The 12,782-nt window shown below is 64.9% G+C and carries 10 protein-coding genes; 6 read left to right on the forward strand and 4 right to left on the reverse strand.

Annotated features, from left to right (window positions below):
* Positions 1–227 precede the first annotated feature (227 nt).
* Positions 228–1,082, forward strand: a complete 855-nt coding sequence (locus tag EN874_RS09510; protein WP_127424550.1) for a hypothetical protein — start codon at positions 228–230, stop codon at positions 1,080–1,082.
* Positions 1,083–1,161: 79 nt separating this feature from the next.
* Positions 1,162–1,965: an oxaloacetate decarboxylase gene (locus EN874_RS09515; RefSeq protein WP_127424551.1), complete on the forward strand. Its 804-nt coding sequence runs from the start codon at positions 1,162–1,164 to the stop codon at positions 1,963–1,965.
* A 3-nt stretch (positions 1,966–1,968) separates the two neighbouring features.
* On the opposite strand, the gene EN874_RS09520 is transcribed toward EN874_RS09515, so the two are convergent.
* Positions 1,969–2,670 (reverse strand): sulfate transporter family protein, encoded by a 702-nt coding sequence (locus EN874_RS09520; protein WP_127424552.1) that lies wholly within the window; start codon positions 2,668–2,670, stop codon positions 1,969–1,971.
* 64 nt (positions 2,671–2,734) lie between these two features.
* A complete protein-coding gene (locus EN874_RS09525; protein ID WP_127424553.1) occupies positions 2,735–3,637 on the reverse strand; it encodes an EamA family transporter in 903 nt (300 codons plus the stop codon).
* Between the two features lie 279 nt (positions 3,638–3,916).
* Here EN874_RS09525 and EN874_RS09530 point away from each other — a divergent pair, with 279 nt between their 5' ends.
* Both EN874_RS09530 and EN874_RS09535 read left to right on the forward strand, forming a co-directional pair.
* On the forward strand, positions 3,917–4,909 hold the full coding sequence (locus EN874_RS09530) for an adenosine kinase (protein ID WP_127424554.1): 993 nt from the start codon (positions 3,917–3,919) through the stop codon (positions 4,907–4,909).
* Between the two features lie 308 nt (positions 4,910–5,217).
* Positions 5,218–5,865 carry a hypothetical protein gene (locus tag EN874_RS09535; RefSeq protein WP_348631725.1) on the forward strand — a complete coding sequence of 216 codons (648 nt, stop codon included), beginning with the start codon at positions 5,218–5,220 and terminating at the stop codon, positions 5,863–5,865.
* A gap of 255 nt (positions 5,866–6,120) precedes the next feature.
* Here the strand turns inward: EN874_RS09535 and EN874_RS34810 are convergent, their stop codons facing one another.
* Entirely contained in the window at positions 6,121–6,252 is a 132-nt protein-coding gene (locus tag EN874_RS34810) for a hypothetical protein (RefSeq protein ID WP_281061408.1), read from the reverse strand.
* Here EN874_RS34810 and EN874_RS09540 point away from each other — a divergent pair.
* On the forward strand, positions 6,245–7,408 hold the full coding sequence (locus EN874_RS09540; RefSeq protein WP_127424556.1) for a porin: 1,164 nt from the start codon (positions 6,245–6,247) through the stop codon (positions 7,406–7,408). The genes EN874_RS34810 and EN874_RS09540 overlap by 8 nt on opposite strands.
* Before the next feature lie 95 nt (positions 7,409–7,503).
* Here the strand turns inward: EN874_RS09540 and EN874_RS09545 are convergent, their stop codons facing one another.
* On the reverse strand, positions 7,504–9,783 hold the full coding sequence (locus tag EN874_RS09545; RefSeq protein WP_127424557.1) for an NADP-dependent malic enzyme: 2,280 nt from the start codon (positions 9,781–9,783) through the stop codon (positions 7,504–7,506).
* 257 nt (positions 9,784–10,040) lie between these two features.
* On the opposite strand from EN874_RS09545, the gene mutS reads away from it, so the two are divergent.
* On the forward strand, positions 10,041–12,767 hold the full coding sequence (mutS, locus tag EN874_RS09550) for a DNA mismatch repair protein MutS (RefSeq protein ID WP_245513549.1): 2,727 nt from the start codon (positions 10,041–10,043) through the stop codon (positions 12,765–12,767).
* Positions 12,768–12,782 lie beyond the last annotated feature (15 nt).

Genomic DNA, 12,782 nt, shown 5'->3' on the forward strand with positions numbered 1-12,782 from the left:
CCAGTGTCAGGCGCAACAGGTCGCTCGCCGATCTGATGCCGCGCGGGCGCAGGAACGCCTTCGTCTCGCGAGCACTTCCTGCGATCAACTCTTCCCCGCCGAGAAGCTCAATCGTCTCGGCCCAGCCATCATCAACAAGCGATTCGTGTGTCATCCCAGCGTAGAATCACAATCGATTCCGCGCCGCAATCCCTATCTTAGCGCCTATGCCCGAGAGGGGGCTCGCCATGATTTCCAGCCTGTTTCGAATTGGCCTTGCCTGGCTGCTGCTGCCGTGGCTGTGCGCGACGGCACTCGCGGACGCCACCAGCTTTCCCGAGCTGAACAATACCGTTCCTGGCCATCAGGACGTTACCTATCTTGACCTCGCCAGGATGGTCATTCCCGATCTGAGGCCCGACAAGAACGGCTTCTACGACGGCACCGTGCCGATCGAGATGCGCCATATCTCCGCTGGCGACGATGGCGCCTCGCCGCCTGCGACTACCAGCCTGTCCAATGCCGAAGTGCTGGCCATCAGGGCCGCCGGCAAGGACCGGTTGGCGATGCTCTACGATCTCGGCTACGGCTCCGACAGCGCCGAGGGCTTTGCCGTTCTGGCTCTCTACGATCTGACTGGCAAGCCGAGGCTGCTCGACGCGGTGAATGTCGCCGTCGACAGGAGCACCTCCTTTCGCGAACCCGGCAAGGTTTCGATCGCCGCCGGCGACGATGCCATCGTCACCATGAGCACGCATTTCAACTCGAACCAGGGCTATGCCGGCACGATGCTGATCATGGTCCGCCACGACCGCTTTCACCTGATCGACGAGATCTATACGTTCGACGAAAACTATTGCGCCTACCGGCGCACGCAAAACCTGGCCTTCCGGAGCCTTGGCGGCCACAAGCCCTATGCGCCCATCAAGGTCACGGTGACGGACGCGACGGTGCCGAGCGAGGAAAGCTGCGGCGAGGCGCCGCCAAAGGCCACCTCTCATGACATTTCCGTCACCTACCGTTGGGACAAGGCCAAGTCGCGCTACGTCAAGAATTCCGACGCCTTCGAGAAATTGTCAGCAGAAAACGAGAAACGCTTCTGAACCAAACGCATTCATTTGCCCGGCCCCGGCCCGCGCGGTAAATTCTTCTCACAACCCCGATCTCGATTGAGGACCCGCCATGGACAAGGGCAAGATTTTTCGCGATCTGCACACTTCCACCTTCGTCATGCCCAATCCCTGGGATATCGGCACGACCAAGCTTCTTTCATCCTTCGGCTTCAAGGCGTTGGCCACGACCAGCGCCGGCTTCGCCTTCTCGCGCGGCCTGCCTGACGGCGCCGTGACCTTCGAGGCAATGATCCACCATTGCCGCGAGGTGACGGCGGCGACAGACCTGCCGGTTTCGGCCGATCTCGAGCGTGGCAAGGGCGACAGCCCCGAGCAGGCGGCCGAAACCATCTTCGCGGCCGAGGCCGCCGGCCTTGCCGGCTGCTCGATAGAGGACCATACCGGCGACGCTGAAAATCCGATCTACGAGTTCTCCCATGCGGTCGAGCGCGTCGCCGCGGCCGTCGAGGCGGCTCGCGCGCTCAAGCGCGATTTCATCTTCACCGCGCGGGCCGAGAATTTCCTCTGGGGCAAGACCGATCTCGACGACACGATCAAGCGGCTGCAGGCCTTCGAGAAGGCCGGCGCGGACGTGCTCTATGCACCGGGCCTGAGCGATGTGGAAACCGTGCGGACGGTCTGCTCGGCGGTGGGCAAGCCCGTCAACATCATGGCGCGGCCGGGCTTCACCGTCGCCGACCTTGCCAATGCCGGCGTCAAACGCATCTCGCTCGGGCCATGGCTGACGAATTTCGCCTATGGCATGCTGGAAACGGCGGCGCGCGAGATCCAGCAGGACGGCACCTTCGGCTTCACCCGCACGGCGATGCCGTTCGGCAAGCTGCAGGCGCTGTTCCGCGACACCAGCGAATGATGCTTAAGGCCGCGCCGCTTCGCGCGCGGACACCGCCTTGTGCAGATGCACCAGCATGGCGGCGGCGAAAAGCGGCGTCAGAAGGTTGAGCAGCGGCACGGCAAGGAAGGCGGCGATGACCAGCCCGGCCAGGAACACCGTGCCGGCATATTTGCGGCGAAGCGCCTTGGCTCCAGCCTCGGGACGGAAGCGCATGGCGGCGAATTCGAAGAACTCGCGCCCAAGCAGGTAGCCGTTGACGATGAAGAAGGCGGCGATGTTGATGCCCGGCACCAGGAGCAGAAGCAGGGCAACGATGTTGCCGAGGATGACGACGCCGAAGAACTTTGTCGCCAGCACCAGAGAATGCAGCGCCGGCACGGCGCGGCCGGGCGGATCGTCAGGATAGTCAGTGCGCTCGACCACCTCGGCGACGTCGTCGAGGAACAAGCCGGCGATGATCGCTGTCACCGGCGCGATAAGCAGCGCCATCCCCACCGCCAGAAGGATGCCGGCAACGATGCCGCCCAGCCATCCGGCCCAGGAGGGTAGCCCCGGAACAAGCGTCTGCAGCCACGGCCAGGCCAGCCATTCGAGCAGGCTCTCGATGCCTAACCAAAGCGCCACCAGCGCCAACACGGTGAGCCCGAGCGTCTTTACGAAGACGGAGCGGAATTCGGGCGAGAACAGCTGGCTGGCGGCGGCGCGGGCTGCGTCAAGAATCACGGCGTCTTCAACCCCTCATCGAGAAAGACGCTTCCGACATAGGCAGGGTCGCCCCCCGGTGCAACTACCGCGCAAGCCTGGCCTGCCTCGCAGGAATCGTCATGGCCGCGACGCCGGCCACGACCAAGGCCATGCCGAGCCAGGCGGTCGGCCCCAGGCTCTCGCCCAGGAAGACGGCGCCGATGCCGACGCCGATCGGCACGCGCAGATAGGCCTGCGAGGTGGTGCCGACCGAGCCCAGCGTGTGGATGAGCCGGAAGAAGATCGAGAAGGCGAGCGCCGTCGAGAACACCGAAAGCCCGAACAGGGCCAGGATCGACGCCGTCGACGGCGTCAATGTCCAGGGCCGGTCGAAGACGAGGCTCAACGGTATCAGGATCGTGGCGCCGCAGATCATCGAGCCGGCGGCCGGAACCATGGGGTCCAGGCCTCTGAAGTTTCGGCCAAAGATGGCGGCGCCGGCATAGCAGACGGTGGCGGCCACGACCGCGAGCTGCGCCCGGAGCTCATGGCCGATGCCGCCAAGAGCCTCGGTGCCGACGATGAGGCAGATGCCGGCAATGCCGGCGCCGACGCCGGCCAGCTTGCGCATCGTCACCGGCTCGTGGCGGGTGATCAGCGCCGTCAGCAGGAAGGTGAAGATCGGCGACGTCGCGTTGAGGATGGTGGCAAGGCCGGCGTCGATCGAACGTTCGGCGGCGGCGATCAGCGTGAACGGGATGACGCTGTTCAGGCAGGCCTGGAACATGAAGCGGCGCCAGGTGACCACATCCCACGGCATGGCAAGGCCGCGCCAGCGGATGAGGCCAAGCAGGATGCCGCCGGCGACAAGCGTGCGTGCGGCGATGAAGGTCACCGGCGGGATCGTCTCGACGCCGATCTTGATGAAGGTGTAGGAGGCGCCCCACAACACCGCCAGCAGGCCAAGCAGCGCCAGTTCGCTCGTCATCCCGGTCTTTTCGAACATTCGTTGGTTCGTGCCTTCAGCCTGTTGCGGGAAACGCACCGGTCCTAGCCCACGGCGCGGCAGAAACGTTTCTATGACGGTGAAACCATAGCCGTCAGCAGCGCGACTGTTGTGGGCCAGTTGGACACGAACACTGCCGCAGCCGGCGAACATTCCCGGCCACGATCGGCACGACGCAAGTCGGCGCCGATTTTCGGGGTAGGCAAAGCGGCCGTGAGCCGCTAGACCCGCGCCCGGCCGGCATGGCAGAAAGCCGGCGGCTCGTTGGCGGAGACATTGATGCCGGAATATGACGTGCTTTGCATCGGCAATGCCATTGTCGACATCATCGCCCAGTGCGACGAGGCCTTTCTCGAAACCAACGGCATCATCAAGGGCGCGATGAACCTCATCGACACCCGGCGCGCGGAGCTGCTCTACAGCCGCATGGGGCCGGCGATCGAGGCTTCTGGCGGCAGCGCCGGCAACACGGCGGCGGGCGTGGCGAGCTTCGGCGGCCGCGCCGCCTTTTTCGGCAAGGTGTCCAACGACCCGCTCGGCGCGATCTACACCCACGATATCCATGCCCAGGGCGTGGCCTTCGACACCAAGCCGCTCAAGGGCGAGCCGCCGACGGCGCGCTCGATGATCTTCGTCACGCCGGACGGCGAGCGCTCGATGAACACCTATCTCGGCGCCTGCGTCGAGCTCGGGCCGGAGGACGTCGAGGCCGACAAGGCCGCCGGGTCCAAGGTCACCTATTTCGAGGGCTATCTGTGGGACCCGCCGCGCGCCAAGGAAGCCATCCGGCAGACGGCGAGGCTGGCGCACGCCGCCGGCCGCGAAGTCTCGATGACGCTGTCGGACTCCTTCTGCGTCGACCGCTACCGCGACGAGTTCCTCGAGCTGATGCGGTCGGGCACGGTCGACATCGTCTTCGCCAACAGCCACGAGATCAAGTCGCTCTACCAGACCGCTTCCTTCGAGGAAGCGCTGGCGGCGATCCGCGAGGATTGCAAGATCGCCGCCGTCACCCGCTCGGAAAAGGGCTCGGTGATCGTGCGTGGCGACGAGACCGTCACTATTCAGGCGACGACGATCAGCGAACTGGTCGACACCACCGGCGCCGGCGATCTCTATGCCGCCGGCTTCCTCTACGGCTATACGAGCGGCCGCAGCCTCCAGGATTGCGGCGACCTCGGCTCGCTGGCGGCCGGGCTGGTGATCCAGCAGATCGGCCCGCGGCCGCGCCAGAATCTGCGCCGCGAGGCGGAACAGGCAGGGCTGCTTTAGTTCCGCTGCGTCACCGCAACCGGACGCCAAATGAGGCCGTCTGTCGCGCCGCTGTCATAGATCGCTCCTACAGGCATAGTGGGCGTTTCGCGACTGACATTTCGGGACGTCGGCAGCAGTTGGGGTGTCACATGCAAGACAGCAACCTGTCCGGTCGCTGCGTCTGTCGTCATTGCGATTGCCGCTTTCCGTTATAGCCGCTCAAGAACCGCCGCGGCTGAGGAGGAGAGCGCGGCGCGCAAGACAGATGCATGACCAGATTTCAGAACCCGCCTGAAGGAATTTCGCAGGATGCCTTAGCCGGGCTGGTGGCCGAGGCGGTCCAGCAGGCTTTGATGCAGCATGGCGTGCTGCTGGACGCGGAGGCCCTGGTTTCCGCCAGCGCGATTGCCGGCAGCGTTGCCGCCGCCCTTCCCTTCCTGCCGCAGGTGCAGCGGCTCGCAATCACCTCCCTCAAAGGCGGCTGGACGGAGCTGACGTCCGAGCTTTTCCGCGCGATGGCGGAAAAGATCGCAGGTGCCGACCAGGCCGGCGCAGACAGCGCGGACGAAAGCCCGGCCATAGGATTTGCCAAGTCTGCCTCCCGGCCTTTGGCCGGGCGAGCCTCCGAACTCCAGTCGATGCTCATCGAAGACTGGGCCGGCGAGGTTGCGGGCTCGACCTATCTCGAAGAGAAATTCCGCATCCCCCGCTCGACCCTGCATCGCTGGCAAAGGCGGGGCGAGGTCGTCGCGCTGCGCAAGGGCGGCCGCAAACACGTCTTTCCGCTGGCGCAGTTCGTCGACGGCAGGCCGGCTCCGGGCATAGGCGACGTGCTGGCGGTGATCACCAGTCCGAGGCTGGCCTGGTTCTGGCTCATTCGGCCCTGCCCCGAACTGGACGGCCGCACCCCCATCGAAATGCTCCGCGAGGACATGATCGAGGATGTGGTGCGCGCCGCGCGCGGCTTGTCCTGATCCTCATTTTCCAATGCGCCTTCTCGCCCTGCAGCGTAGTTTGTTCAAGATATTAGCCGACTATCTTTGGCGTCATAAAATTGTAATATTGGCACATTCGGCACATTTATAAAGTCAAAATCTCGTCTATAACGTGCATATTGTGTAATATGTGCCATTCTTTCAAATATGTGACGTGACATTTGCGCAACAAGACTTTTATAAGCGCCCAAACGCCGCTTTTAAGACATAATCTCTGTTGTGAACGACCGCCGATTAGGCCATGTCGAGGGCGAAGAAGCGGCGCTGTTGCGCGACTTTTTCAACGATGGGGACGGGGGTGGCAAAAGCCGGATGGCTGCCAGGCCTGTCTTGAACCTTTGACTGGAGATTCAAGAAAATGAACATCAAGAGCCTTCTACTCGGCTCCGCTGCGGCCCTGATCGCAGTTTCGGGCGCCCGCGCCGCCGACGCGGTCACCGTCGCCGAGCCGGAACCGGCCGAATACGTCAAGATCTGCGACGTCTATGGCGCGGGTTACTTCTACATCCCCGGCACCGAGACCTGCCTGCGCATCGGCGGCTATGTCCGCTACGACATCGGCTTCGGCGACGTCGGCTCGTTCGACGGGCGCAAGACCACCGACGTCCAGGACGGCGACGCGCAGAACAGCTGGAAGAAGAACGCCCGCTTCACCCTGAAGACCTGGACCGGCCAGGAAACCGAACTCGGCACGTTGAAGACCTATACCGAGACCAAATTTGACTTCTCGAATGGCGGCCCCACGTCTACTCCCAAGCTGAGCTTCGCCTGGATCCAGCTCGGCGGCCTTCGCGTCGGTAAGGACGAAACGCCTTACGACCAGTTCATCGGCTATGCGGGCAACGTCATCCAGGACACGATCATCCCGTACGGCATCAAGGACACCAATGTCGTCAGCTACTACTTCGACGCCGGCAGCGGCTTCTCGGGCGTGATCTCGCTCGAAGAAGGCTCGGACGTCACGGGCCTCGTAACCGGCACGGGTCCGGGCTCTATCGCCGGCACGATCGACAGCTACGTTCCTCATGTGGTCGGCGGCCTGAAGTACAAGGGCGACTGGGGCGCGGTCACCGGTGTGGTCGCCTATGACAGCAACTATGAAGAAGTGGCTGGCAAGGTTCGCCTGGATGTCAATGTCACCAAGGAGCTGACACTGTTCATCATGGGCGGCTACGGTACCGACGATAACTTCCGCGACGCGGGTAACGCCATCAATGCTCACGGTCGCGGCTTCTACAAGCCGTGGGGCGGCAACTGGGCTGTCTGGGGCGGCGGCACCTACAAGTTCAACGAGAAGGCGGCGTTCAACGTCCAGGCGTCGGCCGACGACGACAAGAACTATGCGTTGGCGGCGAACATCGCCTACACGATCGTTCCGGGCTTCACGATCACGACCGAAGTCGACTACGCCCACTTTGGCAGGTTTGACGATGGGCTCGGCGACACCAATGTCGTCGACTGGACCAAGGCCGACAAGAAAAACAGCGTCGGCGGCATCGTCCGCTTCCAGCGCTCGTTCTGATCGAACTCCACATCCAACGGAAAGGCCCGCGGCATCGCCGCGGGCCTTTTTGTTGGTTGCTGACCTACAGCGTTTGCAGCGAGCCTTTCGGCTCGTCAATTCCCCGCCGTATAGGCCGCAATCGCGGCCATATTGACGATGTCTGAATCCTTGGCGTTGAGCGAGACAATCTGCACCGGCTTGTTGAGGCCGACCAGCAGCGGGCCGATGACGGTCGAGCCGCCGAGTTCCTGCAGCATCTTGGTCGAGATCGAGGCCGAGTGGAACGCCGGCATCACCAGCACATTGGCCGGGCCGGTGAGCCTGATGAACGGATATTGCGCCATGGCGCGGGGGTTCAGCGCCACGTCGGCCGCCATCTCGCCATCATATTCGAAGTCGACGCGGCGCTTGTCGAGGATGCGCACCGCCTCCTGTATCCGCTCCGAACGCTCGCCCTGCGGATGGCCGAAGGTGGAATAGGCAAGCATTGCGAGCCTGGGTTCATAGCCCATGCGGCGGGCAAAGCCGGCGGCCTCCTCGGCGATGTCGGCGATCTGCTCGGCATTGGGCATGTCGTGCACGGCGGTGTCGGCGATCATCACGGTGCGGCCCCTTGCCAGCACGATCGAGGCGCCGATGACGCGGTGACCCGGCTTGGCGTCGATGACGCGGCGGATGTCGTCGAGAGCGGTCGAATAGTTGCGGGTTACGCCGGTGACGATGCCGTCGGCGTCGCCCAGCGCCACCATGCAGGCGGCGAAATGGTTGCGGTCGTTGTTGATCAGGCGCTGGCAGTCGCGGAACAGGAAACCCTTCCGCTGCATTCGCTCGTAGAGATAGTCGGTATAGATCGCGTTGCGGCGCGACAGCCGGGCATTGATGATCTCGAGGCCCTGCTTGTTCAAGTCGATGCCGGCGTTCCTGGCGTTCTCCTTGATGACGTCGTCGCGCCCGAGAAGGATCGCGGTGCCGAGCTTCTGGTTCACATAGGAGACGGCAGCGCGCATCACCTGCTCCTCCTCGCCCTCGGCGAAGACGATGCGCTTGGGCTGGCGGCGGACGCGGTCGTAGATGCGCTGCAGCGTGGACGCGATCGGATCGCGGCGCGCCGAAAGCTCCTGTGCGTAGCGGTCGAGGTCGAGGATCGGCTTGCGGGCAACGCCGGAGTCCATCGCGGCCTTGGCCACCGCGAGCGGGATTGCCGAGATCAGGCGCGGATCGAACGGCACCGGGATGATGTAGTTGGGGCCGAATTTCGGCCGGTTGCCCTGATAGGCGGCGGCGACGTCGTCCGGCACGTCCTGGCGCGCCAGCGCGGCGAGCGCCTGGGCGGCTGCGATTTTCATCTCGTCATTGATGGTGGTGGCCCGGACATCCAGCGCGCCGCGGAAGATATAGGGGAAGCCGAGAACATTGTTGACCTGGTTCGGGTAATCCGAGCGGCCGGTCGCCATGATGGCATCAGTGCGGATCTCGCCCACTTCCTCGGGCGTGATTTCCGGATCGGGATTGGCCATGGCGAAGATGATCGGGTTCTTGGCCATCGACTGCACCATGGCGGGGGTCAGCGCGCCCTTGGCGGAAAGGCCGAGGAAGACGTCGGCGCCGTCAAGCGCCTCGGCGAGGCTGCGCGCCTCGGTCTTGACCGCGTGCGCCGACTTCCACTGGTTCATGCCTTCGGTGCGACCCTGGAAGACCACGCCCTTGGTGTCGCACAGGGTGATGTTTTCCGGCGAAAAACCCATCGCCTTCATCAATTCGATGCAGGCGATGCCGGCCGCGCCCGCGCCGTTGCAGACCATCTTCGTGGTCTTCATGTCGCGGCCGGTGATCTCCAGCGCGTTGATCAGCCCGGCGGACGAGATGATGGCGGTGCCGTGCTGGTCGTCATGGAAGACCGGGATGTCCATCAGCTCGCGCAGGCGCTGCTCGATGATGAAGCATTCCGGCGCCTTGATGTCCTCGAGGTTGATGCCGCCGAAGGAGGGGCCGAGGAAGCGCACGCAGTTGATGAACTCGTCGGCATCCTCCGTCGCCACCTCGAGATCGATGGAATCGACATCGGCGAAGCGCTTGAACAGCACCGCCTTGCCTTCCATCACCGGCTTCGAGGCCAGCGCGCCGAGATTGCCGAGGCCGAGGATGGCGGTGCCGTTGGAGATGACGGCGACCATGTTGCCGCGCGCGGTATAGTCGAAGGCGCGGCTCGGGTCCTCGGCGATGGCGCGCACCGGAACGGCGACGCCCGGCGAATAGGCGAGGCTGAGGTCGCGCTGGGTGGCCATCGGCTTGGTGGCGACGATCTCCAGCTTGCCCGGCCGCCCCATGGCGTGGAATTCGAGCGCTTCCTGCGCGCTGACGGAGGGCCCGCTGCTTTCGGTTTTCCTGGCCATGATGCTTTTGATTTCCTCGCCTTGCGGCACCGCTTGGGACGGGTGCTTGCTTATGGTTCTCACGGATTAAGGCTACACGCGGCCGCTGTAAACCGACAAGCCGGGCGAAGCTGCCTCAATGCGCGCGCAGGCCCAGGCAGTGCCGAGGCTCGGTTGGCAGGCGACTGGCAGCATGGCTCGCGGTTTCCCCTGCTTTTCGAGCGCCCGGCATTAAACCCTCCTGTCACATCTGCTAGCGTTCCGGCATGAACATGCACATGCCGACCGATCCCGACGCTCAGGAAACGACGACGCCGGCGCCAGCCACGGGCGGCGTCACGCCGATGATGGAGCAGTATATCGAGATCAAGGCGGCGAACCCGGATTCGCTGCTCTTCTACCGCATGGGCGATTTCTACGAGCTGTTCTTCGACGACGCCGAAAAGGCCAGCCAGGCGCTCGGCATCGTGCTCACCCGGCGCGGCAAGCACCAGGGCCACGACATTCCGATGTGCGGCGTGCCGGTGCATGCGGCGGACGACTATCTGCAGAAGCTGATCGCGCAAGGTTTTCGCGTTGCCGTGTGCGAGCAGATCGAGGACCCGGCCGAGGCCAAGAAACGTGGCTCGAAATCGGTGGTGCGCCGCGACGTGGTGCGGCTGGTCACGCCCGGCACCATCACCGAGGACAAGCTGCTCGCGCCGTCGGAATCGAGCTTCCTGATGGCGCTGGGCAGGGTGAAGGGAGGCAATGCGGCCGGCCAGGGCATTTTCGCCCTCGCCTGGATCGACATTTCGACCGGCGCGTTCCGGGTCGCCGAGACGACGGCGGAGCGGCTGCTCGCCGACATCTTCCGCGTCGATCCGCGCGAGTTGATCGTCGCCGAGCCGGTCTTCCACGACCCGGAATTGCGGCCGGTGTTCGACGTGCTTGGCCGGGTCGCCAGCCCGCAGCCGCCTCCGCTGTTCGATTCGGCATCGGCGACGGGCCACATCGCCCGTTTCTTCGAGGTGGCGACGCCGGACAGCTTCGGCGCTTTCTCGCGCGCCGAGCTGTCGGCGATCTCGGGCGCGATCGCCTATGTCGAGAAGACGCAGAAGGCGGAGCGCCCGCCGCTGTCGCGGCCCGAGCGCGAGGAAAGCGGCTCGACGCTGTTCATCGACCCGGCGACGCGCGCCAACCTGGAACTGTTGCGCACACTTTCCGGCAACCGCGAGGGCTCGCTGTTCAAGGCGATCGACCGCACGGTGACCGGAGGCGGGGCGAGACTGCTCGCCGACCGGCTGATGGCGCCGCTGACCGATCCGGCGGCGATCTCCGCAAGGCTGGATTCGGTGTCGTTCTTTCGTGCCGAGACGCGGCTTTGCCAAGGATTGCGGGCAAGTCTGAAGAGCGTCGCCGACATGCCGAGGGCGCTGTCCAGGCTGGCGCTCAACCGCGGCGGCCCGCGCGACCTCGGCGCGCTGCGCGCCGGCTTCGAGGCAGCCGGCGCCATCGCGGCTCTGTTCGCGACGACGGTGCTGCCGGCCGAACTGGCCGCCGCGCTAACGGCGATCAATGCTTTGCCCGAAGCGCTCGCGCGCCACCTCAGCGAGGCGCTCGACGACGAGTTGCCGCTCATCAAGCGCGACGGCGGCTTCGTGCGGTCGAGCTATCATGCCGAGCTCGACGAGATGCGGGCGTTGCGGGACGAGTCGCGAAAAGTGATCGCCGGGCTGGAGCGCTCGCTGATCGAGGAGACCGGCATCCGCTCGCTGAAGATCCGGCACAACAACGTGCTCGGCTACTATATCGAGGTGACGGCGAACCACCACGCCGTCATGACTGGGAGCGACGCGGCGAAGGCGCGCTTCATCCACCGCCAGACCATGGCCAACGCCATGCGCTTCACCACGACGGAACTGGCGGAGCTGGAATCGAAGATCGCCAACGCCGCCGACAAGGCGCTGAGCATCGAGCTCGCCGCCTTCGACCGGCTGACGGCGGAGGTCGTCGGTGAGGCCGACAGCATCCGCGCCGGCGCCGAGGCGCTTGCCGTGCTCGACGTGTCGTCCGCGCTGGCGCTGCTTTCCGAAAGCGAGGGCTGGTGCCGGCCGGCGGTCGATTCCAGCCTGGCCTTCGAGATTTCCGGAGGGCGCCATCCTGTGGTCGAACAGGCGCTGAGGCGCTCTGGCGAGGGCCCGTTCGTCGCCAACGACTGCAACCTTTCGCCCGAAGGCGGCGCCAAGGCCGGCGCGATCTGGCTGCTCACCGGCCCCAATATGGGCGGTAAGTCGACCTTCCTGCGGCAAAACGCCTTGATCGCCATCCTGGCCCAGACCGGCTCCTTCGTGCCGGCCGAAAGCGCCCATATCGGCATCGTCGACCGCCTGTTTTCGCGCGTCGGCGCCTCGGACGACCTGGCGCGCGGCCGCTCGACCTTCATGGTCGAGATGGTCGAGACGGCGGCGATCCTCAACCAGGCCGGCGAGCGGGCGCTGGTCATCCTCGACGAGATCGGCCGCGGCACCGCGACCTTCGACGGGTTGTCGATCGCCTGGGCGGCGGTGGAATACCTGCACGAGAAGAACCGCTGCCGCGCGATCTTCGCCACGCATTTCCACGAGATGACGGTGCTGGCCGGCAAATTGCCCCGGCTCCACAACGTCACCATGCGGGTCAAGGAGTGGGAAGGCGACGTCGTCTTCCTGCACGAGGTCGGCAAGGGCGCGGCAGATCGCTCCTACGGCGTGCAGGTGGCGCGACTCGCCGGCCTGCCGGAAGCGGTGGTGGCGCGCGCCAAGGAAGTTCTGCACCAGCTTGAGGAGGGCGAAGTCTCGGGCAAGACCAACCGGCTGGTCGACGACCTGCCGCTGTTTTCGGTGGCGGTGAAGCGCGAAGCGCCGAAGCCAGTGAAAAGCGATGCGGTGGGCGAAGCGCTCGGCGCGATCAATCCGGACGAGATGACGCCGCGCGAGGCGCTGGAGGCGCTCTACCGGCTGAAGGGTGTGGCGGCAAGGCAATAGCATCTGTCCTTGTTG

The organism is Mesorhizobium sp. M1D.F.Ca.ET.231.01.1.1 (assembly GCF_003999155.2).
Classification (GTDB): domain Bacteria; phylum Pseudomonadota; class Alphaproteobacteria; order Rhizobiales; family Rhizobiaceae; genus Mesorhizobium.